This window comes from Desulfacinum infernum DSM 9756, assembly GCF_900129305.1.
Classification (GTDB): domain Bacteria; phylum Desulfobacterota; class Syntrophobacteria; order Syntrophobacterales; family DSM-9756; genus Desulfacinum; species Desulfacinum infernum.
Genome location: NZ_FQVB01000030.1, coordinates 1 through 22,906 on the forward strand (window position 1 = coordinate 1; position 22,906 = coordinate 22,906).

At 65.1% G+C, this 22,906-nt stretch carries 21 protein-coding genes; 9 read left to right on the plus strand and 12 right to left on the minus strand.

Going from position 1 to position 22,906, the window contains the following annotated elements:
* Positions 1–268 precede the first annotated feature (268 nt).
* From BUB04_RS13845 to BUB04_RS13890, 10 genes are all read right to left on the minus strand, one after another.
* Positions 269–709 (minus strand): universal stress protein, encoded by a 441-nt coding sequence (locus BUB04_RS13845; protein WP_073040520.1) that lies wholly within the window; start codon positions 707–709, stop codon positions 269–271.
* 3 nt (positions 710–712) lie between these two features.
* Positions 713–2,005 carry a sensor histidine kinase gene (locus BUB04_RS13850; RefSeq protein WP_073040522.1) on the minus strand — a complete coding sequence of 431 codons (1,293 nt, stop codon included), beginning with the start codon at positions 2,003–2,005 and terminating at the stop codon, positions 713–715.
* Positions 2,002–4,686 carry a PEP/pyruvate-binding domain-containing protein gene (locus tag BUB04_RS13855; protein WP_073040524.1) on the minus strand — a complete coding sequence of 895 codons (2,685 nt, stop codon included), beginning with the start codon at positions 4,684–4,686 and terminating at the stop codon, positions 2,002–2,004. Before BUB04_RS13855 ends, BUB04_RS13850 begins: the two co-directional genes overlap by 4 nt.
* A 228-nt stretch (positions 4,687–4,914) precedes the next feature.
* Positions 4,915–5,619, minus strand: a complete 705-nt coding sequence (locus BUB04_RS13860; RefSeq protein WP_073040526.1) for a hypothetical protein — start codon at positions 5,617–5,619, stop codon at positions 4,915–4,917.
* A 4-nt stretch (positions 5,620–5,623) separates the two neighbouring features.
* Entirely contained in the window at positions 5,624–6,916 is a 1,293-nt protein-coding gene (locus tag BUB04_RS13865) for a sulfite exporter TauE/SafE family protein (RefSeq protein ID WP_073040528.1), read from the minus strand.
* A 60-nt stretch (positions 6,917–6,976) separates the two neighbouring features.
* Positions 6,977–7,408: a response regulator gene (locus BUB04_RS13870; RefSeq protein WP_073040529.1), complete on the minus strand. Its 432-nt coding sequence runs from the start codon at positions 7,406–7,408 to the stop codon at positions 6,977–6,979.
* 6 nt (positions 7,409–7,414) lie between these two features.
* Positions 7,415–7,807, minus strand: coding sequence for a response regulator (locus BUB04_RS13875; protein WP_073040606.1), 393 nt, complete (start codon positions 7,805–7,807; stop codon positions 7,415–7,417).
* A gap of 23 nt (positions 7,808–7,830) precedes the next feature.
* Positions 7,831–8,265: a response regulator gene (locus BUB04_RS13880; RefSeq protein ID WP_073040532.1), complete on the minus strand. Its 435-nt coding sequence runs from the start codon at positions 8,263–8,265 to the stop codon at positions 7,831–7,833.
* On the minus strand, positions 8,234–10,057 hold the full coding sequence (locus BUB04_RS13885) for a sensor histidine kinase (protein ID WP_073040534.1): 1,824 nt from the start codon (positions 10,055–10,057) through the stop codon (positions 8,234–8,236). Before BUB04_RS13885 ends, BUB04_RS13880 begins: the two co-directional genes overlap by 32 nt.
* Positions 10,047–10,496 carry a response regulator gene (locus BUB04_RS13890; protein WP_073040536.1) on the minus strand — a complete coding sequence of 150 codons (450 nt, stop codon included), beginning with the start codon at positions 10,494–10,496 and terminating at the stop codon, positions 10,047–10,049. The genes BUB04_RS13885 and BUB04_RS13890 overlap by 11 nt, the downstream gene beginning before the upstream one ends.
* Before the next feature lie 690 nt (positions 10,497–11,186).
* Here BUB04_RS13890 and BUB04_RS13895 point away from each other — a divergent pair.
* Together BUB04_RS13895 and BUB04_RS13900 are read left to right on the plus strand one after the other, a co-directional pair.
* Positions 11,187–12,167 (plus strand): sensor histidine kinase, encoded by a 981-nt coding sequence (locus BUB04_RS13895; protein WP_073040538.1) that lies wholly within the window; start codon positions 11,187–11,189, stop codon positions 12,165–12,167.
* A gap of 113 nt (positions 12,168–12,280) precedes the next feature.
* Complete coding sequence (locus tag BUB04_RS13900) at positions 12,281–12,685, plus strand: response regulator (RefSeq protein WP_073040540.1); 405 nt, start codon at positions 12,281–12,283, stop codon at positions 12,683–12,685.
* 9 nt (positions 12,686–12,694) lie between these two features.
* Here the strand turns inward: BUB04_RS13900 and BUB04_RS13905 are convergent, their stop codons facing one another.
* Complete coding sequence (locus BUB04_RS13905; protein WP_073040542.1) at positions 12,695–15,397, minus strand: PEP/pyruvate-binding domain-containing protein; 2,703 nt, start codon at positions 15,395–15,397, stop codon at positions 12,695–12,697.
* 202 nt (positions 15,398–15,599) lie between these two features.
* On the minus strand, positions 15,600–18,143 hold the full coding sequence (locus BUB04_RS13910; RefSeq protein ID WP_073040544.1) for a sigma 54-interacting transcriptional regulator: 2,544 nt from the start codon (positions 18,141–18,143) through the stop codon (positions 15,600–15,602).
* A gap of 565 nt (positions 18,144–18,708) precedes the next feature.
* Here BUB04_RS13910 and BUB04_RS13915 point away from each other — a divergent pair.
* From BUB04_RS13915 to BUB04_RS13945, 7 genes are all read left to right on the plus strand, one after another.
* Positions 18,709–19,008: a DVU0150 family protein gene (locus BUB04_RS13915; RefSeq protein WP_084076506.1), complete on the plus strand. Its 300-nt coding sequence runs from the start codon at positions 18,709–18,711 to the stop codon at positions 19,006–19,008.
* Positions 19,009–19,027: 19 nt separating this feature from the next.
* Positions 19,028–20,065 carry a sulfite exporter TauE/SafE family protein gene (locus BUB04_RS13920; RefSeq protein WP_073040547.1) on the plus strand — a complete coding sequence of 346 codons (1,038 nt, stop codon included), beginning with the start codon at positions 19,028–19,030 and terminating at the stop codon, positions 20,063–20,065.
* A 101-nt stretch (positions 20,066–20,166) separates the two neighbouring features.
* Positions 20,167–20,505: a hypothetical protein gene (locus tag BUB04_RS13925; protein WP_073040549.1), complete on the plus strand. Its 339-nt coding sequence runs from the start codon at positions 20,167–20,169 to the stop codon at positions 20,503–20,505.
* A 198-nt stretch (positions 20,506–20,703) separates the two neighbouring features.
* The gene (locus tag BUB04_RS13930) at positions 20,704–20,919 is read left to right on the plus strand and encodes a hypothetical protein (protein ID WP_073040551.1); all 216 of its coding nucleotides are present in this window, start codon (positions 20,704–20,706) and stop codon (positions 20,917–20,919) included.
* Between the two features lie 5 nt (positions 20,920–20,924).
* Positions 20,925–21,722, plus strand: coding sequence for a hypothetical protein (locus BUB04_RS13935; RefSeq protein WP_073040553.1), 798 nt, complete (start codon positions 20,925–20,927; stop codon positions 21,720–21,722).
* 174 nt (positions 21,723–21,896) lie between these two features.
* Positions 21,897–22,280: a CBS domain-containing protein gene (locus BUB04_RS13940; protein WP_218588472.1), complete on the plus strand. Its 384-nt coding sequence runs from the start codon at positions 21,897–21,899 to the stop codon at positions 22,278–22,280.
* On the plus strand, positions 22,273–22,899 hold the full coding sequence (locus BUB04_RS13945; protein WP_073040558.1) for a TIGR00153 family protein: 627 nt from the start codon (positions 22,273–22,275) through the stop codon (positions 22,897–22,899). The genes BUB04_RS13940 and BUB04_RS13945 overlap by 8 nt, the downstream gene beginning before the upstream one ends.
* Positions 22,900–22,906 lie beyond the last annotated feature (7 nt).

Sequence of the window (22,906 nt, forward strand, 5' to 3'; positions counted from 1 at the left end):
AGCAAGGGCATTTGTCGGAACGCCGCGATATGCCATTCTCTATGAGTCACTGCGCGCCCATTGCATTGCCGGGCACCCTCATTGCAGCCTTCGCAGTTTCTACAACGAAGAAGATTTGCGTCTATTCGCGTTCATTCGCGGTTCTCTTTCATATTAACCCCATCACGGACGGCCCGTGACAGCGAAGGATGAAACGCCCCTACAATCCCACGCGCATGGACGGTGGACGCTCCCGCGCCGTGGCAGGGACGGGCTCGTCCCCCGCGTCTCACCGCTTGTAGGGATTTACGGTGAGCACCGGCACAGACGCCCCCTTGACCACCCGTTCCGCCACGCTGCCGAAGATGGCCCGTTCCAGGCCCTTGCGGCCGTGGGTGCCCATGATGATGAGGTCCACGCCGGCGCTGTCCGCGTATTTCAGGATCTCTTCCGCCGGATCCCCCGAAACCACCTGGGGCACCACGTCCATGCCCTGGAGGTGTGCCCCCACGAACTCCTCCAGCTTCTTTTCCCCTCCCTGCATGATTTCCGCTTCGAACCTGCTGATGGACGGATGGGGCACGTAGATGCTTCCCAAGTGTTCGAAGACACGGGCCACGAAGAGCACGTGGACCCGGGAATCAAACCGGGAGGCCACCTCCCGCACCACGGGAACGATGCGGGGAGAGACATCGGAAAAATCCACGGGAAAAAGGATCCTCTTGAACATGGCTTACCCTCCTGCTGTCTCAGCCGACTCCGTTTGCTCCAATCCCTTGGCCACGCTGAAAAAGAAGGCGGTCCCCTCTCCGGGACGGGATCGGACCCAGGCGTCCCCGCCGTGCCGGAGTGCCGCCTCCCGCACGATCGCCAGGCCCAGGCCCGATCCCTCAACGTCTTTACTGGAACGCAACCGGTGGAAGGGCTCGAACAGCCGCCCTTGATCCTCCTCGGCGATTCCCCGACCGTCGTCGGCCACGAAGAAGACGTGGTGGGTGCCGGCGTCCCGCCGGCCGACCCGTAGGGTCTTCAGGGACTCGCCCCCATGGATCAGGGCGTTCTGAACCAGGTTCCGAAAGGCCCTGAAGAGCATCAGTTCATCGGCCGTGACGGGTTCCGGACTTCCCTCCTCCTGCCAGGCCACCCCCCGCTGCCTCAGTTGCTCGGAGAATTCCCGGCGCACCGCGCGCCACACTTCCCCCACGGACACCGCCTGGAGGTTCAGGGGCATCTCGCGGGTTCGGATGAATCCGTTGAGCTCGTCGACCATGGAAACGATGTGTTCCGTGGCCTTGAGGATCTGCTGGCAGTAGGCCTTCTCCCGCTCATCCAGCCGGTCCCGGCACGACTCGCTGAGCCTCCGGGCCAGCCCGTGGGCTCCCACGGCCGGACTCTTGAGATCGTGGGTGATGCTGGAAACAAACAGCTTGATGGTCTCCTTCCTGGCCCGCAGCTCCCGGATCGTCGTCCGAAGCTCCTCCTCCGTTTTCATGTGGACCGCCGCCGCACCGATCAGATGCCCCAGAACCATCAGCAGGTCCACCTGGTCCTGGTCCAGTGTGACGGCCTTCCGGGCGGCCAGATTCATGACCCCCTCCACCCGGTCCTGGACCACGAAGGGCACGCAGACCACCACCGCCAGCCCCTTGGAGGTCAGCAGGTGCACCCGCCGGGAATCCCCCAGGGAGGCAACGCTTTGGGCGATGAAGGAACAGGTGCGCGCCGAGCGGCCGGTGAACCCTTCGTGGAGACTCACCCGCTCCAGGCCCGCCACGTCCATGCCCCGATGGGCCGCGAGATACAGCCCGGCGCCGTCGGGTTCCATCAGATAGAGGCGCCCGGCATCGAAGGGGGTGTGCGCCAGCACGTAGTCCAGAGCCTCCTGCAGGAGATCCTCCAGGTTTCGGGGCTGGGACAGCAGATCGCTCAGGCCCAGCAGGACGGAGAGAACCCGGTTGCGCCGAAGGAGCTTGCGCTTGTTGAAGGTCACGGTGATGAGATCCGTCTTGTAGGTCACCGGATTCATGAGGCGGCCTCCTCCCCGGACGGCTCCGCCGGCCCCCGGCGAAGCATCCCCTCGATCTCCTCCAGCATCTTGCGCTTGTGGTGGACGACGGACGCGGCGTTGTCCATGACCATGTCCAGCTGGCGCGTGTGGATGATGAGGTGGCCCAGAATGCGGAGCCGATCCTCCATCTCCGGAAGGGGCCGGCCTTCCACGCGGGCAAAGGCGGCGTCTTCGCGCACTTCGCAGCGAAAGTCGAACACCTCCAGCAGATCCGCCACAAACCGGGCCCTCAGGATCCGGCGCCTCAGATCCGCCGCGCCTCCCTTGAACTGGAAGCTGGCGTAGTTTTCCGACGTCCGGTCGCTCACCAGGGCCTCCACCGTGGAAAAGTGAAATCCGAACCGGGACTGGAGACTGCAGAAATGCCGGGAGATCATGAAGTAGTTGCGCACGGCGTAGGGGGACGCAACGGCCGGATCCAAGGCCGGGTTGGCCGTAGCCTCCATGAGCACGGACATGAATCCGCGCGTGTCCACCGGAGGCGGCCCCTCCCACGGCACGGCCGTCATGCCTTCCCACAGGGCCCGCATGGGGATGGAAGCGATCCGGTCCAGGGTCACGTACGGGCCCGGGATGTCCCCGATGAACCCGTCGTCCAGGTCGATGATCCAGAACTGCATGGGCACCCGGCAACGGAGCTGCTTGGCGGCCCGTTCGGGAAAGTCGTGTTCCGATCCGAACCGAAACATCTCCGCCACGGCCTTTTCATGGCAAAACCGGGTGATGTCGTGGAACGTGGTGCAATGGCGCGGCGAGAATCGGGGGGAATCCGGGTCCAGGAGATGGAGCGGCACGATGTGACGGCAGGCCCCTTCCAGGGCGGCATGGACGGGGGTTCCTATCATGAGCGCGGGCCGCGGGGACGGAGCCGCCGACGGCAGGTCCGTCTTGCCCGCGTAAATGCGGCGTCGGTCCGCATCCACCGTGACCACGCGGCCCGGATCCAACCGCGAGCAGGCCTCCGGCACACCGAAAAGGGCCGGGACGCCGAACTCGCGGGCCACGTTCGCCAGGTGGCCGGCCACGCTGCCCTGCTCGCTCACCACCGCCACAGCCCGCCCCAGCAGGGTGGCCCAGCGCGGAAGAGCCTGGCCCACCACCAGCACGGCCCCCTCCGGAAAAGCAAGGGCGTCGGCGTCGCGCCGGACCAGGAAAACCGGGCCGGAAGCCGCACCCGGCGAGGCGGTCACGCCCCCGCTGAGGAGGACCTTCTGCGGGGGCGACGCCTCCCCGACCGCACCCGAATCCTCCCCGTGGAGCGGTTCCGAGACCGCCGCTCGTTGCGTGCCGAAGGGGCGGGTCTGAAGCACCATCACCCGGCCCGAAGGGTCCAAGGCCCATTCGATGTCCTGGGCGGCACCGTAGTGCGCTTCGATCCGCAGCGCCAGGCGCGCCAGGGCCGCCGCCTGCTCGTCGGACAGGCAGACCCGGTCCGCCTCTTCGCCCACCGTCTCCAGCCGACAGACTCCCTCGTCCGGGTCGCACACGTACTTGACCGATTTTCGGCCCACGGTTCGCTTCACCACGGGGTGCGGCTCCCGGCGGGAAACCCAAAAGGCATCCGGGCTCACGCTCCCGTCCACCACGGACTTGGGAAGCCCCCACACGGCGTTGATGACCAGCACGTCCTCATCCGGCCGCACGGGATGGCGCGTGTAGACCACTCCGCCGGCCACCGCGTCCACCATCTCCAGAAAACCCACGCACATGGCCACGTCCTCGTCCCGCAGGCCGTGGCGGAGCCGGTAAGTCATGGCCGCCAGACCGTACTTGCTGGCCACCACCTCCTTGAACGCCTGCAAGGCGTTTTCCGAACTCACGTTCAGTTCGGACCGGAACTGGCCGGCGAAGGACATGCCCGGAAGGTCCTCCACCAGGGAGCTGCTGCGCACGGCAAACCGAAGGGGTCCCCCTCGTTCCTCCTCCAGACGCCGGATGTGTTCCTCCACGGCCTGCTCCAGCTCCGAGGGCACGGGGGCTTGGATGATCAGCTGCTGGATCTGGGCGCTCAGGGCGAAGAGTTCATCGAGCCTTTCGGGGTGGGCCGCCTGCAGGCGCCTTTCGATCTCCGTCTGCAGGTCGTCGTGTTCCAGGAATCGGGCCGTGCCGAAGGCGGTGACGGCGAAGCCCCGGGGGGTCGCCACTCCCAGTCGTTGGGACAGCTCCCCCAGGGCGGCCATCTTGGAACCCACCAGGTCGGCGGATTCCTTGGCCACCCGGTCCAGAGGCACCACCAGAGGGCCTTCCCGCCTCGGGCGGTCCCCGTGGACGAAGGGGTTGATCTGCCTTTGAATGTGCCGGAATCGTTCGTAGAGTTCCGTGTATTTGCCGGGGGCCAGGGCATCCAGGTGCTGGATGATCTGAAAGACATGGGTGGACACGCGAGTGCACCGGGAACGGACGAAGGTCATGCCGAAGGGCCGGGTCCCCCGGAGCATCTCCTCCATTTCGCTCATGATCTCCAGGGCCCGGTTGTTGGCGCTGAGAAGCAGCTTGAAATGGTGGTAGCGGTGTTGAAAGGCCAGTCGAAGCTCGTCCACATTGCGCGGTGAGCCGGGGCGCCGGGATCCGGAAAGGCCCAGTTTAAGAGCGGTCTCCCGGATCCATGTGGTCACGACCTGGACGGCTTTTCCAACCACGGAGCCCCTCCTCCACCGAAGAACCGCATCCGCCGACTTTTCCTGTACCCCCGGCTCCAGGCGATTCCCCCGGGAACGCGCCCAGCCGGAGGGCCCATCCGCCCGTTTTGCGTGTGGCCCCGGCGGGGTGGGCCGCCCCGCCGGGGGAGGGAGGAAGGAGCCGGCCGCGTCCGACTGGGGGTTATGGCGTTCAGCCGGCTCTGCTTCCTCCGCGACCGGAGAGACCGGTTACACTTCCTTCTTGGCGCCCTTCTTCATCTCCAGGCCGAAGCCATCGAACAACAGCAGGATGGCGTAGCCGAACCACAGGGTGTAGATCACGTAGAAGACCAGAGCGAAGGTCAGGATCCCCGCCTTGGACTTGGCGCTTTCCGGGGCGATGCCGTAATAATTGTAACCCACCTCCACCCCCTTAGCGACGACCTCTTGGAGGAACTTGGCGGCCTTGAATTCCTTTTGCTCCTTCAGCGCCTTGTCCATCTGCATGAAGGCGCTCCACCAGGCGAACAGGGCCTCCTTTTCCGGTATGCCGTAGCGGGAGCTCACCTCTTCGCCCCGGTTGTGGTACATGGCGTCGCTGTCGGCCAGTGCCGCGGAAAGGATCTTTCCGAAGTCGCCCCGGATCTTCAGGGCCTGTTCCTCCCGGCCCACCATGACCCCGGCCGTCATGAGCACCTTGACGGCATTGTCGGCCAGTCGGTCCGGGGTGAGGGAGATCTCCAGGTTCACCTCCTTGCCTTCCCATTCCTTGGCCTTCTCCTGGAGACCCGGAATGTAGTAGGTGGATCCCTTGGAGATGGTGTTGAAGAGCCGATCCGATGCGTGGAAGGCGTTTTCTCCCCCGAAGAGCGGGGAAAACATGACCGCCAGCACCACGAAGAACGACACGTTCAGAAGAGCCCCTTGCACAAAAGCCTTTTTGTTCCGAATCATGATGTTAGGCCTCCTCTCCCCGGAGCGCTCCGAGGCTGGTCACGAACTTTCCGATCACCCAGGCGGCGAAGATGCCCACGCAGATGAAGAAGGCGTAGTTGCCCACGGTGGCCAGCATCTTGCCGGTTCCGGGAGCCAGCGTGATGATCTTCATCTCCGCCAGCTTGCCGGGCAGGGCGAAGAGCCGGTTCACGAAACCGGCCATGATGGCCGTGGCGTAAAACCCGCGGATGTAGATGCCCTTGACCACCTTGGTGGTGAGCGCTCCCAGTTGGATGCCGAGAAGGGAGCCCAGGAGCATGCCCATGGCCAGCGTGTAGAAGATGAAGCCGTAGACGGCATACTGGCTGATGGACGCATAGCCCGCGGTGAAGATGATCTGCAGGATGTCGGTCCCCACGGTGGTGAAGGAGGAAACACCCAGCACGTAGACGAAGATGGGGAAGGTGAGAAAACCGCCGCCCACTCCCATGATGGCCGCCACAAAGCCCACCAGGACGCCGGCCAGGACCACGAAGAGGGCCGGGATCTTCTTGCCGCCGGGAACCAGATCTTCGTCGAAGCGGATCATGGGCGGGATTTGGGCCGCCTGGAGGCGCGCCGGGAGTCCCACCTTGCCCGAAGCGGCCTCGGCCCCATGGGCGCTTTCTCCGTGGTGGGCGCCCACGTCTTCACCGGACTTGCGAAGGCGCAGAAAGTCCACCAGGGCGTAAATCCCCAGAAAGCCCAGGAGTACCACGTAAACCACGCTGATGAAGGTGTCGCTCAAAACGGGGTTCTTCTCATAGAGGGTGCGGTTGATCACCCCGCCGCCCGTGACCCCGATTCCGGACCCCACCAAAAACCACACGGCCAGGGGAACCGACACGTTGCCCAGCTTCTTGTGGACCGCCGTGCCCATGATGGCCTTGGCGAAGATGTGAAAGAGATCGGTGCCAACGGCCAGGATGCCCTTGATCCCGGCGCTCATGAGGGCGGGCGTGATGATGAAGCCGCCGCCGGCGCCGATGCACCCCGTGATCAGGCCCGCACACAGGCCGATGAGAATGGATACCAGAAAGATTTCCGGTGTGTAGAAGGCCGGACTGTAGGCCTTCTTGCCGCCCAGGATGGCGGGGAGGGTTTCCGGATCGGCCGCAATGGCCACTGACAGAAAGATGGCCGGCAGAGCCAGCAGGCCCAGGATCGCCAGCCGCTTCCTGCTCCTCAGGATGTTCATGGACGCCTCGTAGTCCCACCGGGCGTGGGCCATGGAGGCGCGCATCAACAGTTCGTAGATGTATCGTCCCTTTTTCATCTCTTTACCCTCTGTCTCCTTTGTCCGTGTTCGCACGATCACAACCACCGGAAAACGAATTCAATCGCCTGGTCCCTCGTGTCCCTCCACCCCCTTTCGTCTTTGCATTCTCTTTTCCTGGAGCTTCTTTTTCTTGTGGGCGTCCTCCACCTTGTAGAGGAGTTCATCGATGTCCATGGGCTTCATCAGGTAGTCGAAGGCCCCCAGTTCCATGCCCCGGATGGCCACCTCCAGGTTGGCATGGCCGGTGAGCATGATCACTTCCGTCAGGGGATGCCTTTCCTTGATGGCCTTGAGGGTCTCGATGCCGTCCATGCCCGGCATTTTCACATCCAGGACCACCACGTCCGTGGGATGCTCCTGCAGGTATTTCAGGGCTTCTTCCCCGCTGCGAACCCCCACGGCCTCCACCCGACGCTTTCGCATGCGCTTGATGAGGGTCTCCAGAAACTCCACCTCGTCGTCCACGAGCAACAGCCGCACCTCTTCCATGGGATCTCACCTCCTGCGCCCCACGGCCTGACAGATCTTTTCCAGCAGTTCTTCCAGCTCACAGGGTTTGGTCAGGTAGTCGAAGGCCCCGTGGGCCATGCCGTCCCGGGCCGCCTGTTCCGAACCGTGCCCGGTGAGCATGATGACGGGCATGTCCGGATCCATCCGCTTGAAGATCTTGAGGACCTCGATGCCGTCCATGTCCTCCATCTTGAGATCGAGGACGGCCGCGTGGAACCGGCGGTCCCGGAGCTTCTGGATTCCCTCGGTGCCGCTGAGGGCCGTGGTGACCCGGATGCCCCGACGCCCCAGTCGGCGTCTCAACACATCCGCAAAGCCCCTCTCGTCATCCACCAGCAGGATGTCCACCGCGTGCGGATGCGCCTCGTGCGTCCCCATGGTTGCCATGGTTTCCCGTCCCCTCAATCGCCCCGGCGCAAGGCAATGGCATGGGCCTTGGCCTCCAGGATCTTCTGCTCATGGCGGGCCTTCTTCTTTTTGGCCTCCTGAACCTTGGCAGACAGGTCCTCGATGTCGCAGGGCTTCATCAGGTAATCGAAGGCCCCCAGGCGCATCCCCTCGATGGCCGTCTCCACCGTGGCATGCCCCGTGAGCATGATCACTTCCACCAGGGGTCGGCGCTTCCTGATTTCCCGAAGCGTCTCGATCCCGTCCATGCCCGGCATCTTCACGTCCAGGATGACCACGTCCACCTTGTCGTCGTCGTCGAGGACCTCCAGCGCCTGGGGCCCGTTGAAGGCCTTGAGGATGTGAAAGCCCCGCTTCCCGAGCCGTTTGGTCATGGTCTCCACGAAGGGCACCTCGTCATCCACCAGCAAAACCATCGTTCGATCCATCTTCTTCCTCCTTTGGATTTTCCGCCCTCTCCCGCTCCACGCCGTCGCCGGCGGGCAGGTACACATGGAAGGCCGTCCCCACGCCCACGGCGCTGTTGACGGTGATGTCCCCCCCCATCTTCTTGACGATCCCGTAGCAGATGGACAGGCCCAGGCCCGTCCCGCGCCCCACGGGCTTGGTGGTGAAAAACGGGTCGAAGATGCGCTGCAGGTTGGCCGGCGGGATCCCCTCCCCGGTATCGGCCACGTCCACGATCACACGGCCGTCCTCGAACCGCGTGGTGATGTCCAGGGTGCCCCCCGTCTTTTCCATGGCGTCCAGGGCGTTGTTGACCAGGTTGAGGAGAACCTGCTGCATCTCCGCGGGCGACATGGACACCCAGGGGATCCCATCGGTGAGGTGGGTGCGGATGCGGACCCCGGCGTATTTGGCCCGCTGCTCCACCAGCCCCACCACCTCCTGCACCAGCTTGTTCAGCTGCACCTGCTGCACCGTGGGGTCGGTGCGGCGGGCGAAACTGAGCAGCTTATGGGTGATCTCCTTGCAGCGGGCGCCCTGGGTTCGGATCTGGCTCAGGGACCGGCGAACCTCCTCCACGTCCAAGGGCTCCCCCTTTTCCAGATCCCCCAGCAGATCCTCCACCCAGCCGGCTTCCTCCACCATGATGGCCACCGGATTGTTGATCTCGTGGGCGATCCCGGCGGCCAGCTCGCCGATGGACGCCAGCTTGCCCGCCTCGATCACCTGCTCGTTCATCATCTCCTTTTCCCGGTCCACCTGGATGATGCGGTTCACCACCCGTCGGGAGAGAGTCCAAGCCGTGCCGGCCACGGCCAGGGCGCTGAGCACCAGCACGCCCAGGCTCAGCCGCCGCGCCCGGTAAAGATCGGAAAAGGCGTCCTGGACGTCCTGGAGGTAGAAGAGGATCCACTGGCCGCCCTTGAGAGGGCGGGAAAAGACGAGAAGGGATCGCCCCGTTTCCGGAACGCGCCTTTCGGTCCAGAACGGGCGGACGTCGTCGGATGGCGCGGAGGGTGCCCGGCCCGGAACCCGACCGGGAACGGACCCTTCCGCGGGCACCGCCGGCAGATCATGGGAAACCTTTTGGGGCTGCAGTCCCGCCAGGAGTTCCTGGGGCGGCAAATCGGGCTCCCGGTTGGGCCGGGTCTGGAACTCCCCCTGCCGATTCACGATGAAGGCCTGACCGGTCCTGCCGATGCGAAGGTTTTCCACCAGCCGGTTGAACGCCACGAAGTCGATGGTGGACCGCACCACCCAGGCGTCGGCCCCCTCCCCGATGCGCACCGCCACGATGAAGTGGGGCAGTCCGCGCAGACCGAGAAAGACGTCGCTGATGGTGTAGGGCCGAGCCAGGGCCTCCTGAAACCAGGGGGCGTCGGTGTAGCGGGCCTGGGTGAGCTGGAACGGTCCGGCATAGGCCTGCTGAAAACCCCGGGCATCCACCAGCCCCAGGTCCACGAAGACCCCGCCGTGCTTTTCCTGCAAAAGGATGAGGAGCCTCCCCAGGAACTTCTCGTCCTTCAGCCGATCCACGGGGTGGACCGCCGCCAGCACCTGGATGTCGGAAAGCTTCTCCTGCAGGAAGGTGTCGATGTGCCGGGCGTGGTTGTTCACCAGTTCGCTCAGATGATCCACCACCTTGTGGCGATAGGCCGTGTGGAACTGCCACCCGGCGATGGCGGCGATCATGAGGAGCGGCAGCAGAGACACCGCCAGGATGATGCCCAGGATGTTGCGGCGCAGGCTGTGGTAGTAGCGATCACCGTTCATGGCCGTCCGGCCCCCGATCCAAGGTGTTGCCTTCCGCTTCCGGCCCCCTCGAGGCCTCTTGCCCTCCCCCGCTCTCCGCCCGGCCCAGGAGGACGCGCCGGAGAACGGCCTTCAGTTCCCACGTGGGCCCCTTCTTGGCCACCACCGCATCGGCCATCCCCGCCAGCTCCGGCGACTCATCGCAGTAGGAATGCACCACCACCGGGAGCTGCGGGTAGTGGTCCTTCAGGAATCGGAGCGTCTCCAGGCCCGATCCGTAGGCCACATCGGGATCGAAGACGAGCGCATGGAAGGACGGACAGGACCGCAGTTGCCGGTGCATGTCCCGGCAGTCGAAGGCCTCGCTCACCTCAAACCCCTCCCGGGCCAGCTCCCTGCGCAGGAAGGCCCGCACGTGTCGGTTTCGATCCGTGATCAGAATCCGGAGGTTCCGCTCCAAAGGGTTCCCTCGGCCCACTGTCACCTCAATCCCTGGAGAGCCTGTGGTTGCCTGTTCCGTCCGCTCCGTGCCTCAAGACACCTTTTGTAGGAGCCGGCTTGCCGGCGATCCGAATCGCGGCCAACGCCGCTCCTACCATGGAAAAAACTCCTTTGCGTCCATTGGCGTTCCTTGGCGGTTCGCTTTCACATCCAAAGGCAACGGGCATGCCAACGGGTCCGGATGGAGGCAACTCCGCTCCCTGCCTTGCGCGCGGGCCCGAAGGCGGGGCTGGGGAGACGCCGAAGGAGATTCCGGCGGGGGTCGGGGGTGTCAGGTTCTTTTACAGATCGTAAAGGGGGATCCCGCGGCCGGTAGTTCTGCTTTGCCGGGGACGGCCTTGGGCGCGCCATGGGTAACCGCAACGTCAGACAGAAGCGTCCCGTCTGTTTCCACGAATCCCACCGGGACAGCCTCGCCGGCTGGCGCGGTTTTTGCCCTCTCTTGCAGGGGGGCGTTTCCAGGCCTTGCACCGGCCGTGCTCCTGGGAGGCTGACCGACAATGGGCCCAATGCCGCGTCTCTACCGAACGCCGAAGACGGCAAGGCCTCGCACGCCATGGGCTCCCGCTTTCGCGGGAGCGACGGAACCGGGGATTCGCGGACGGGCTCTTGGATCCGGGATTCGGACGACGTTCAAGGAGGATTCGCTGTGACGGACGGTCCAACGGAGGTGCCGCCATCCGCTGAGGCCCGACGGCGCGGGAAGATGGAACTGGTCGCAGCGACGGGTCCCGCCATCCTCACCTCGGCCTTGGCCGTCGGGTTCCTCATGGCAGGGGAACCCTTGGCCGCGGCCGCCCTGGGCGGCTCGGCCCTTCTGTCCGCGGTCTTTTCCATGATGCTCCGGCGCAGGGTTCGCGAGGAAAGGACCAAGGACGAGCTGCGAACCCGCCAGCTCCTGCAGGCCCAGAAGCTGGCGGCCATCGGGGAGATGGCTTCCGGCATCGCCCACGAGATCAACAATCCCCTGGCCGTGATCGGCCGGGAAGCCGAATGGATCCAGGCCCTTCTGGAAGACGCCCCGCCCCTGCCCCGACAGACGGCCGCGGAAATCCGCGACTCGCTGGCGGTCATCGGGGACCAGGTGCGCCGGTGCGCCGACATCACCCACCGGCTCCTGGACTTCGCCCGCAAGCGGGAGCCGCTGCGCCAGTGGGTGGATCCCATCGGGTTGGTGGAAGACATGGTCCAGCTGGTGGAGCGGGTTCTTCGCGGCCGCGACATCCGCATCCGTCGCTGCTACGAGCCGGGCCTGGCGGCCGTCTTCACGGACGCCCCCCTGCTTCGGCAGGTGGTTCTCAACCTGCTCAACAACGCGGTGCAGGCCATCGAGCAATCCATGGAACCATCGGGAACCATCACCGTGACCATCGGGGAAAGCCTTCCCGGCTGGGTGGACATGGCGGTGGAAGACACCGGCTGCGGAATCCCGCCCGAAAACATGGGCCGTCTCTTCGACCCGTTTTTCACCACCAAGGCCGCAGGCCAGGGGACCGGCCTAGGCCTGGCCGTCTGCCACAAGATCGTGACCGGCCTGGGGGGATTCATCCTGGTGGAGTCCAAGAAGGGATGCGGCAGCCGGTTCACGGTCCGACTGCCCCGGAAACCCGGAGAAGGGCCGGCCCTTTGAACACCCGGGCCAGCCGGCGGACCCCGACGATGATGGTCGTCCTTGCGCCACCCCGCATGGATGAAAGAGCCTGCAGCGGGCCGCCGGGGAAATGGGTAGAAGGAGGATCCCATATGGAAGGACAAAGGCCTCGAGTGCTCCTGGTGGACGATGAGGAAAGGTTTCGCTGGACCATGGGAAAGCTTCTGCGGCGGCGGGGTTACGATGTGGAGGAAGCCGGTTCGGCCCATGAGGCCCTGGTCCGCATCCAGAAGGGGGATGTGGATGTGGTGGTGCTGGACGTGAAGATGCCGGGCATGGACGGCATCGAGGCGCTGGGACGCATCAAGGCCATCGACCCCCTTCCCGAGGTGATCATCCTCACGGGGCATGCCAACGTGGATGCAGCCGTGGAGATCATGCGCCTGGGAGGCTACGAATACCTGCTGAAACCCTGCCCCATCGAAGACCTGACGAGCAAGATCGACGGGGCCCTGGAAAAGAAGCGGGCCCGGGAAAAACTCCACGGAGGGCCCTGACGGAAACCGTCACTCGTCCAGGCCGTAGCGTTCCTCCAGAAAGCGCCGGGCCGCCTCCTCCACGCTTTCCTCGCTGTTCATGAACATGTCCATCTGCCGCGTGTACTGGAGGAGGCGCCCCACCCGGTCCAAGCGCTCCCGCACCTTGTCACAGGGATATTTCTGGTAGCGGGCGGTCATGCGGTCCCCCACCACGTCCACCTGGAAATCCAGGGTCTCCAGGATGCGGCCGATGGCGCGCACCCGCCTGTTTCGGCGCACCTCGTCGGCGGCCCCCCCCATGAAGGAAAAGGTGATGTAGTTCTTGTTCTGGGTTTGGCCGCAGTAGCTGTCCACGATGCTGTAGTGGTAGCCAACCCGGGAACTGAAATTCAGGTACTTGTCGGAGATGACGGCATAGCTCCGGTCCCCGAAGCGCTCGGCTCCGAGCCGCGGAGGGGACAACATCTGCTCGGAAAGAACCGACAGGAAGCCGCGCAGATTCACGGGTTTCGGGCCGGTACCCCGAAAGGCCTCATGGGTCATCCCTTCCAGGAGCGCCAGGAGCGGAACGCTTCGCACATCCTGCAGAGTCACCCGCCCTCGGCCCGCGGCCCGGGGATCCAATCCTCCGCCCAAGTCCAACAGGTGAAGATCGATGGGCAATTCCGCCTCCAGCTTGACCGCCCACCCTTGCCCGCCGGACACCCCGTCGCTCAGCCGGAACATCTCATGGTAGGACATCTCGTGGGCATAGCGCATGACGTCATGGAGGGTTCGGCAGTTGCCGGGCTGAAAGTCCGGGGACTTGGGGTCCAGGAGGGTCAGCGGCACGATCCAGGATGCCACACGACGGAGCGCCTCATGGACGGGGGTCCCCAGCAGGATCGGCCGGCGCTCTCCTTGGCGGAGGATCAAGTCCCGGCGGCAACCCGCGTAGATAGACCGGCCGCCGGCATCCACCGTGACGAGCCGCCCGGGCGCCAGAATCTCCATGGCCCCTTCCACCCCCACCAGGGTGGGGATGGAGAATTCACGGGCCACCGACGCCATGTGCCCCGTGGCACTGCCCGCTTCGGTGACGATGGCGGCCGCCCGGTCCATCACCAGCACGTAGGAGGGCGAGGAATGGTGGGCCACCAGCACGGCCCCCCTGGGGAAGTTCTCCAGATCCTCGTCCCGACGCACCGGGTGGACGGGGCCGCACGCCACGCCCGCCACCGCCGTCTCCCCTCCAGTCAACAGCGGCTCTTGTGCGGCTTCCGCCTCGGAACTCCCGGGCCGTGGGGGGGGGACCTCTTCCTCGCGTTCCACGGCCCGGAGCGGCGGCCCATGGGATCCCCCGGCCTCCGTGAACACAGGCATTTTCAACTCTCCATGGGTTTTGCCTGTGGAACCTTCCGATCCGTGCAACGGCCGACTCTGCAAGATGAAGAGATTCCCCGTGCCGTCCACGGCCCATTCCACATCCTGCGGACACCCGAAGTGGCGCTCCAACTGCACCACCGCCCGGGCCAGTTCCCGCAGATGCGCCTCCTCCAGGCACGGCCGACCCCGATCCTCTTCGGGAACCGGCTCCGGCTCGAGTCGCCCGTCCTCCCGCATGACGAGCCGAACGGGCTTGCCGGCCACATGACGTTCCAACACGTCCCACGGCTCGCCCTTGCACACCGCGAACCGATCCGGCGTCACTTTCCCGTCCACGGCATAGGGCCCCAGACCCCAAACACCCGTGATGACCACCCGATCCCACCGCCGGAGCACCGGGTCCATGGAATAGGCCACGCCGGCGGCGACGGATTCCACCATCTCCAGGCAAGCCACCCCCATGGCCACGTCCTCGTCCCGAACCCCCATGTGGAACCGGTAGGAAACCGCCCGCGGCGTATAGAGACTGGCCGCAATGATCCGGTAGGTGTGGGCCAGGCGATCCCGGCCCACGTTGAGCTGACTCACGTATTGTCCCGCATAGGAAAGCTCGCTGTCCTCGCCCACGGCGCTGCTGCGCATGGCGATCCGAAGACCACCGGAGGAAGCCCCCCGCCCCGCCACCCTGCCTTGCAGCGCGTCGAAGGCCTGCGTCAGAGCCGCTTCCAGGTCCCGGGGAACCGGCGTGGTGAGAATCCGATGCTGAATCGCCTCGCACACCTCCCGAACCTGGTCGGGAGAGGTGAGGTCCGCCTCCGCCTTGAGCTTTCGGATCGCATCCCTCAGATCCCCCTGGTTCATGAAAAGCTCGAAGGCGGTGGTGGTGACCGCGAAACCGTCCGGCACGCGCAACCCCACGCGATTGCGCACCTCTCCCAGGTTGGCGCTCTTGCCGCCCACCCACGGCGCCACGGTGCGGTCCACCCGGGACAACTCCAGCACCAGCTCGGCCATGGGCTCCGGCCCGGAACGCGCCTCCAGCTCCCGGGCGATGTTTTCCCCGATGCGCGCCAGGGCCCTTTCCAGGCCGGGGTAGCCGTCACGGGATAGGGCGTTGAGGCTTCGGACCATGCGCGCCGCGTGGGACATCCCCAGAGCCGCCCGGGATCGGACGTAGCTCATGTCGAACAGATCCATGCCCCGAAGCTTTTCCGCCATGTCCGAGACGATGCGGGCCAGTTCCGTGTTGGAATCGAGCAGTTCCCTGAACTGGGCGTACTTGTAGCGGAAAAGATCCACCACCTGCTCCGGAGCCGGTTTCGGCTCCCACCGGAATCGATCCTTGACACGCCGCCAGAATCCCACGCCTGTCTCTCCTCCGTGAGTGGTGAGTGGTGAGTCGTAAGTGGTGAGTCGTGAGGCGTCTGGTCGCGGGGTGACGGCTTACCGGCGGTCCGAATCCCGGCCGAGGCCCCTCCGGCAAAAACGTTTCCCACGGGCGGGGATAAACCCCGCCCCTACTCTCCCCGATTGCCCGCCCCACTCCCCACTCCTCACGCCTGACGCCTCACGTTTTCCGGTTCACCACCTTATAGCGCGTGGCCGGGCCGCGGCCGCTCTTTTTCACCAGCCCCTTTTCCACCAGGTCCCGAAGATCGTGCAGGGCCGTGCGGGCGGGAATGCCCCCGGCGGCCTCCTGGTATTCGCTTCGGGTCATGTGGCCCCGGGCCAGCAGGGAAGGCAGGGCGCGCGCCTGCCGGGCATTGAGCGGCGGGAGGGAATCCCCGCCGCCCGGCCGGGGCGCCTCGGGGAATCCGTTAGACCCTCCCGGCGCGTCCGAAGCCGCTTCATTTGCCGTTTTTCCGTCTTTGCCGTCCTCCGGAAGATCTCCCGTCCCCCCCAGACCCAAATCGGAGGCGTAAATCCAGGATCCCTCCACCATGGCCACCGCCCGGGTGAGGCTGTTTTCCAGTTCGCGCACGTTCCCGGGCCAATCGTGGGCCAGCAGGGCGTCCAAGGCGCCCTGGGTCAGGCCCACCGGAGGCCGCTTGATGCGCCGGCATGCCTCGTCCAGGAAATGGGCCGCCAAGAGGGGAATATCCTCCCGTCGCTCCCGAAGGGGCGGCGTGCGCAACGTGATGACATTCAGCCGGTAGTAGAGGTCTTCACGAAAGAGACCGCGCCGGACCAGATCCTGCAAGTCCTCGTTGGTCGCCGCGATGAGGCGCACATCCACTTCCTGCTCCACGTCGCTGCCCAGGGGTCGTATCCTTCGCTCGGCGATGGCCCGCAACAGAGCCTTCTGCACCTTGGGCGAAGCCGTCCCCACCTCGTCCAGGAAGAGGGTTCCTCCGTGAGCCGCCGCGAAGGCGCCCTTGCGGTCCGTCTTCGCCTCGGTGAAGGCCCCTTTCACATGGCCGAAAAGGGCGTCCATGAGAAGGTTCTCGTCCAGGGCCCCGCAATTGATGGCCAGGAAAGGCTTGTCCCGGCGCGACCCCAGCCCATGGATCGCCTCGGCGGCCAGCTGCTTTCCGGTGCCCGTCTCCCCCAGGATGAGCACGTCCGCGTCGGCGGATGCCGCCCGGACCACCTGGTCCCGGAGACGGATCATGGCCGGTGAGCGGCCCACCAGCTTCGAAAGGGCCTCGGGCATCTGCCTTCGCTCCCGCTGCAGCACGGCCGCCTCCTGCTCCAGGGAGATCCTTTCCCGCATGAGGGTTTCCTGTAGCTGGCGGTCCCGGACCTCGATGGTTTCCATCTGCTCCCGGATCCGCACGATGAGATTGTTGATGGCATCCTTGAGAAAGGCCGTTTCCAGGTCCTTTTCCGGAATGGAGAGGGGTTGCAGCCGGCCGGATTCCTGGATCTCGTCGACGGCTCGGGCCAGTTTGTACAGGGGCCGCGTCACCAGGCGGCTCACCTCCCACACGATGGCCGAGAGGAGAAAACAGCTCCCGATGCCGATCAGGAAGATGACGTCCACCTGCCGGTATCCCGCTCGGGTGATGAGCCGGCTGCGATCCACGAAGACCACGCCGCCGTAGACCGAACCCTCCTCTGCCTTTCCGTCGGCATGCCACCGCACGGGAGCGTATCCCAGGTAGACCCGATCCACCTGGGTCTTTTCGTGGGGCTCCACACTGCGGATGAGCACGCCGTGCCTTCCTTCCCGAAGGTCCCCGGCCATGAGCCAGAAGTCCCGGTGGCGGATGTCCGGGCGGAAGGCGCTCTTTAGGTCCGGACGTCCGAAGGTCCCCGAAAGATTCCAGCGGGCCAGATCCGTCCCCAGCGGTGCCGGGCTGCGGGGCTGGTCTTCCGATTGGAAAAGGATCCATCCGCCGGGATCCACGAAATACATGTAGCGAAGTTCCGGGCTGCGCGCGTATCCCGAAAGGGGGGATTGGGCCGAATTGAAGAGGGAGAGGATGTCCCGCACCTGGCGGGCATCCACGCTCAGGAAGACGAAGCCCCGTGGTGACGGGCCGCCCGCCCCGGATCCGCCCCATGGGCCCACGGGCGCGATGAAACGGATCACATGGGTGACCTGCCCCGGCGGGACCGAGCCTTCGCCACGGGCCCATACGGCCGGCACCACGCGGCTGATCCACGGACCACCCTCTTCAGAACCCGGTCCGCCCTTCACGGGATCGACCATGGGCACCCCGTCCCACAAGCCCGCCCAGTGGTCCGTCGAAACCGTCTCCAAGGCCCCTCCCGCGGGTCTCCACACCCGGGTCCGCCCCTCCCCGGGGAAGACCACCCCCGCCTCCGCATAGGTCCAGCCCCGAATGGATCGCTTCCCGGCCAGGAATCGCTCCACCTCCTCTTCGGAAAGGCCGCTGCGCGCCAGCCACAGGACGTCCTCCCGGCACCGATCGAAGAATTGTTCCATCTCGTGAGCCGCCCCCAGGGTCTGGAGCAGCACGGTCCGGCGCACCGCCTCCTCCAGAAACCGGCTGGAAAACCAGTGCGTCAGATACCCCGTCACCACCAGGATGAAGACCACCGCCGGGATCAGAACCATCCAGAGCTTGGTGCGAAGTCGAAAGGAACTGAAGGAGAAGGCCTCGCGGGCTTCCATCACCCCACCGTTCAGCAGCTTGATGCCCATGGACCCACCTCCGTTTCCCCGCCTCCTTCGGCGGCCGCCAAACCTTTCCACAGCCCCTTGCCGGAGTTCCCTAGGGCAACCTTTGTGCCAAGCCGCATAAAAATCGCGCCGGCTTCATCCAATGGAAATTCAGATGTTTTTCCCCTTCGGCACCCGGAGGACCCGGCCGGGACCGGCGTCGGATCCGTCAGGTTTCTTTACAGTATGGCGAGATATCCTGAAAACATCCATAAAACCGAAGACTTGTGGTTCATCGCGCCCTTGGCCGCCTTTCCGCCCGGATGGATCGTCCCCGTGGCGCGCCCGCAGGGGTTGAGAAGACCGCCAGCTCCCATGGAGCGCTGGATTTCCCCGGATCCCGCAAAGGATGTGGGATTTCGCCGGCATGGAGCTTGCCTGCTGTGGGCTGCGACCCGACGCGGGATGAACGGGGCCGAGGGGCCCTCGAGAAGAGAAGACAGCTGGAATCCCATGGAGAAAGGAGGACGTAACCGAAAAACGGAAGGCGGTGGAAGGGAACGAAAGAAGAGTTTTTGTGTAACCGACCAACAGGGAGGTGGAAGACATGAAAAGGTGGATGCGCAGAGTCCTGGGCGCTGCGGGCCTTCTGCCCGTCGCGGCGCCCTCCCTCGTGTGGGCGGCTGGCGGCAAGGCGAGCCAGCTGGTGGTGGTGGCGGACACCCGCGTGATCCAAAACGCGGCGCTCAAATACTTCGCCGATCTCTACAACACCAACATCTGGCTCTTCGCCGTGTGGGCGGTGGTGCTCACCGCCGTCTACGGATGCTTTCTCGGCCTACTAATGGACTTCATCATGGCCCGTACCGGCCTGGACCTCAAGAGCCGCAAGATCGTGGAACACTAGCAATCGAGGAGGGCGGATTATGGATTGGCTCTATCTGCACATGCCCATCGCCGGCATGGACATCTTCTGGCCGGGATTGGTGCTCATCGGATTCGCCGTGGGCGTCATCGGAGGGTTTTTCGGCATGGGCGGCGCTTGGATGGTGACCCCCGGGTTGAACATCCTGGGCTTTCCCATGGCCTTCGCCATCGGCACGGACATCGCCCACATCGCCGGAAAGTCCATGGTGTCCACCATGCGCCATTCCAAGTTCGGCAACGTGGATTACAAGCTGGGGATCGTGATGCTGGTGGGCACCATGGTGGGGATCGAGTGCGGGGCCCAGATCGTCATGTTCCTGGAGCGCATCGGACGGGTGGGCAGCGTGGTCCGCTGGGTTTACGTGGTTTTTCTCGCTCTGATCGCGTTCATGGTCTTCTACGACTATTTCAAGGCCGTCCAGAAGAAGAGGGCCGGCATTGTGGAAGGAGAGAAGGGCACGGAAGGCATCACGTGGTACAAGACGCTCCATAAGATCCGCATTCCCCCCATGATGCACTTCAAGGCGGCGGGGTTCACCTGCTCGGCGTGGCTGCCCATCATGGTGAGTTTCGCCACGGGCGTGCTGGCCGGGTTCCTCGGCATCGGCGGCGGCCTGCTGCGCATGCCCGCCCTGGTCTACCTGGTGGGATGCCCCACCCACATCGCCGTGGGCACCGACCTTTTCGAGGTGATGGTCTCCGGTCTGTACGGGGCTTTCACGTACAGCCTCAAGGGTCGCATTGAGCTGGTGGCCGTCTTCGTCATGCTCACCGGCGCGGCCATCGGAGCCCAGATCGGCACCGTGGCCACCAAGTACTCCAAGGGCTACGGCATCCGGGTGGCCTTCGGATGCGCCGTGGTGGCCTGCATGGTGTCCATCATCCTGAAGCAGTATAAATACAACGCGGCGGCGGCGGTGATCATCCTGGGCGCCATCGGGATCATCTGCGCCTACATCATGGCCGTCATGTTCAAGGGCGCGGCCCAGGAGCTGCGCGAAAAGAAGGCCCGGGAGCAGGCCCAGGCGAGCTTCTGAGGCGGCCGTCGGCCGGTGATCGGTCCGCCCAGGCGAAACCCACCATGGGGCCGGGGCGGACCAAGACCAAAACGCGGAAGAAACCATCCGGAGGAGACTCCATGAAAAGACTGTTCGGGTTGTGGGTTCTTTTCTTCGCCCTTTCGTGCCTGGTTGTTCCGGCGGCGTCCCAGGCCGCGGAAGTGGCCCAGGGCAAGGTGATCGCGGTGGATGCCGCCGCCAAAACGCTCACCATCGAGGAGTTTGACACCAACATCAGCCACGAGAATCCCTACGGGCGACCCACGGGCATCACCTCGGTCTACCGGACCGAGGGGGCCCTGGTGGGTATTCCGCCGGAACCCGGAGACGTGGTTCGGATCGCCTATGAAACCAAGGGTTCCGAACGCATCGCCATCCGGGTCATGAATGTGTCCAAGCAGGATCTGCGAGGGAAGTAACGCCCGTGGAAGGCGCCTCGTCCCGGTCGCGGGGCGGAGCCCCGCGGCCCGATTGCCCGGAGTTTCGCTCGGTGGCATCCAATGAGCCACACATTCATTCCCGGACAAGCTCCTGGGACGAAACGGTTATTGAAGGCGGGAACATGCGATAGCCGGCGTTAAGTTCTTTCCACAATCGCCGGAAACCGGGAGAACCCCATGAACGCGAGACAAAAAGGGATCGTGATCGCCATGGATCTTCTGCTTCTTTTGGAGTTGACGGTGTGCATGTATTGGGGGGCCGCCCGGGGGGAGATGATGGCGGCCTTTTTCATCCGGAGCTTTCTGCCCATGGCGCTGGCCACCGTGATCGGGGCGCGCTTCTGCATCCGGCGGTGCCGGAGCGTCCGGGCGGCCGGTCCTCGGGAAGGGTGACCTCCATGAAGCCGCAAAAGGCTCCTCCCCCGCCCCTGGTGAGGATCGCAGGTCTGGCGGCGGGCGTCCTTCTCCTGGTTTCGGCCATGGACGCCATCGTGGCCGGATTCCGGACCCCCGAAGAGGAAGTGCGGCTCGTGGCCGGAGCGTCGGCTCCCGTGGCGGGAAAGACCGAAACGGCCATCCCGGGCATCCATTGGCTGACCTACGAAAGCTCCGGCCCCCACGTCACGCTGGTCTTTCTGGAAGGCCGGGGGCGCCTGTGGCGGGGTCGCGTGGAAGCCTCTCCCGACGCTCCGGCGGGCGAAGTTTCCCTTCGGGTCTTTCTCCATGGGGAGACCCCCGAGGAAGCCGCGCGAAACCCCGTGTACAGGGTGCGCATTTTTGAAGACGCAAACGCCCTGCAAAAGGCCGAACGGTCCTTCTTTCGCCGTCTTCTCGGTTGGAGTCCCTGGATCGTCGCCGCCACGGCCCTTCCCGTGCTCATGGCATGCCTGGGCCTGTCCTACAGAGCCGAGACGCGACGGGACCAAGCCCTGCGCCGCCAGGGCGTGGCCCCCGTCTATCGGGCCCGCAAGGGAGCGGACGGCTGGGAGCTGGCCTTCGGCCTGGGGACCGCGGACGGGCTGCATGCGGGAGACCGGGTGATGGTGGTAGACGAGGCGGGAAAGACCATCGGCACGGCCGTGGTGGCCTCCGCCACTCGCGACGACGCCCTGGCCCGCCTGGATTCCCGCCTTTCTCTCCCCGGGCAGGTCTTCGTCGCCGCACGAGGCCGGGAAGATCCTTCCGGAAAGGCTTGACGACCGGCGGCCCCCGCACCACACTGGCGTGAATGGACGCACACGAAGCCGGACGGCGCAGGGCCCATGGGAGGCCGCGCCGCGCTCCGCCGGGGAGCAAGGGCCGGAAGGGCCGCCGGAAAGGAAACCTCAGCACGGGAAGGAAGGACGGGAACGATGCGGCTGGAAGACATCATGACACGACGACTGGAAACCATCTCCGCCCATGCCAGCGTGTACGAAGCCATCGAACGCATGGTGGACAAGCGGATCCGCTCCCTCCTGGTGGTGGCCGACGGGCCCGTGGAAACGGACGGGGTGGTGACGGCCCGGGACGTGGTTTTCAAGGTGCTGGCCAAGGGACTCAACCCGCACAACGTGCGGGTGGGAGAGATCGCAGGGCGGCCCCTTCGGTGCGTGGACAAGGACCAGACCGTGGAGGCGGTGGCGGCGGTCATGGAAGAGGCCAACGTGGCGCGCGTTTTCGTGTGCGACGAAGGCCGGGTGGTGGGCGTGGTGGCGCTCATGGACATCATGCAGGCGAACCTGGTGGCGAGGGCCAAGAACAGCCATGCTTAAGCGACTTCTCAAGGGCAACCGGAAGGAGGAGGAGGCGCTGGTGTCCATGCGCGAACACCTGGGCCTCCTCTGTTCGGCCACCGAGACCTTCGACCGCCTCCTGAACGAGCGCAAGGAACATCTGGTGGAGCGCATCTGCGACCTGGAGCGGGAAGGCGACATGGCCCGAAGGAAGGTGCTTTCCACCATCTTCGAGGGCGCCTTCCTTCCCTACCTGCGCCCCAACCTGTGCCGGTTCGTGGAGCTGGTGGACGAGGCCTTCGACACCCTGGAAGACGCCGCACGGACCTTCGCCATGATCCGGCTGCACCCTTCCCTCACCGACGAATGCCTCAAAATCGCCTCCCTCAACAAGCAGATGTGCGAGATCTTGGCCGTGGCCTTCGAGATCACCCTGCAAGGGGGGGATCTGCGGGAACAGTCTCTGGCGGTCCGCATCCTGGAAAAGAGGGTGGACGATCTGAAACACGACATCTTTCAGCGCGTGGCCTCCCTGCCGGTGGCCGGCTTCTGGGACGGCAAGTTCCTGGCCGATTTCCTGGAAAGCCTCACCCGTTTCAGCGACCTGCTGGAAGACGCCGCCGATGCTCTCTACATCCTGAGCGTGAGCTTCCGTTAGCGGGCGG

What these genes read in the sequence shown, in the direction of transcription:
- BUB04_RS13845 (WP_073040520.1), bottom strand. Translation starts at nt 709, where the DNA reads ATGTTCAAGAGGATCCTTTTTCCCGTGGATTTTTCCGATGTCTCTCCC.
- BUB04_RS13850 (WP_073040522.1), bottom strand. Translation starts at nt 2,005, where the DNA reads ATGAATCCGGTGACCTACAAGACGGATCTCATCACCGTGACCTTCAAC.
- BUB04_RS13860 (WP_073040526.1), bottom strand. Translation starts at nt 5,619, where the DNA reads ATGATTCGGAACAAAAAGGCTTTTGTGCAAGGGGCTCTTCTGAACGTG.
- BUB04_RS13865 (WP_073040528.1), bottom strand. Translation starts at nt 6,916, where the DNA reads ATGAAAAAGGGACGATACATCTACGAACTGTTGATGCGCGCCTCCATG.
- BUB04_RS13870 (WP_073040529.1), bottom strand. Translation starts at nt 7,408, where the DNA reads ATGGAAGAGGTGCGGCTGTTGCTCGTGGACGACGAGGTGGAGTTTCTG.
- BUB04_RS13875 (WP_073040606.1), bottom strand. Translation starts at nt 7,807, where the DNA reads ATGGGGACGCACGAGGCGCATCCGCACGCGGTGGACATCCTGCTGGTG.
- BUB04_RS13880 (WP_073040532.1), bottom strand. Translation starts at nt 8,265, where the DNA reads ATGGATCGAACGATGGTTTTGCTGGTGGATGACGAGGTGCCCTTCGTG.
- BUB04_RS13885 (WP_073040534.1), bottom strand. Translation starts at nt 10,057, where the DNA reads ATGAACGGTGATCGCTACTACCACAGCCTGCGCCGCAACATCCTGGGC.
- BUB04_RS13900 (WP_073040540.1), top strand. Translation starts at nt 12,281, where the DNA reads ATGGAAGGACAAAGGCCTCGAGTGCTCCTGGTGGACGATGAGGAAAGG.
- BUB04_RS13910 (WP_073040544.1), bottom strand. Translation starts at nt 18,143, where the DNA reads ATGGGCATCAAGCTGCTGAACGGTGGGGTGATGGAAGCCCGCGAGGCC.
- BUB04_RS13915 (WP_084076506.1), top strand. Translation starts at nt 18,709, where the DNA reads ATGAAAAGGTGGATGCGCAGAGTCCTGGGCGCTGCGGGCCTTCTGCCC.
- BUB04_RS13920 (WP_073040547.1), top strand. Translation starts at nt 19,028, where the DNA reads ATGGATTGGCTCTATCTGCACATGCCCATCGCCGGCATGGACATCTTC.
- BUB04_RS13925 (WP_073040549.1), top strand. Translation starts at nt 20,167, where the DNA reads ATGAAAAGACTGTTCGGGTTGTGGGTTCTTTTCTTCGCCCTTTCGTGC.
- BUB04_RS13930 (WP_073040551.1), top strand. Translation starts at nt 20,704, where the DNA reads ATGAACGCGAGACAAAAAGGGATCGTGATCGCCATGGATCTTCTGCTT.
- BUB04_RS13935 (WP_073040553.1), top strand. Translation starts at nt 20,925, where the DNA reads ATGAAGCCGCAAAAGGCTCCTCCCCCGCCCCTGGTGAGGATCGCAGGT.
- BUB04_RS13940 (WP_218588472.1), top strand. Translation starts at nt 21,897, where the DNA reads ATGACACGACGACTGGAAACCATCTCCGCCCATGCCAGCGTGTACGAA.
- BUB04_RS13945 (WP_073040558.1), top strand. Translation starts at nt 22,273, where the DNA reads ATGCTTAAGCGACTTCTCAAGGGCAACCGGAAGGAGGAGGAGGCGCTG.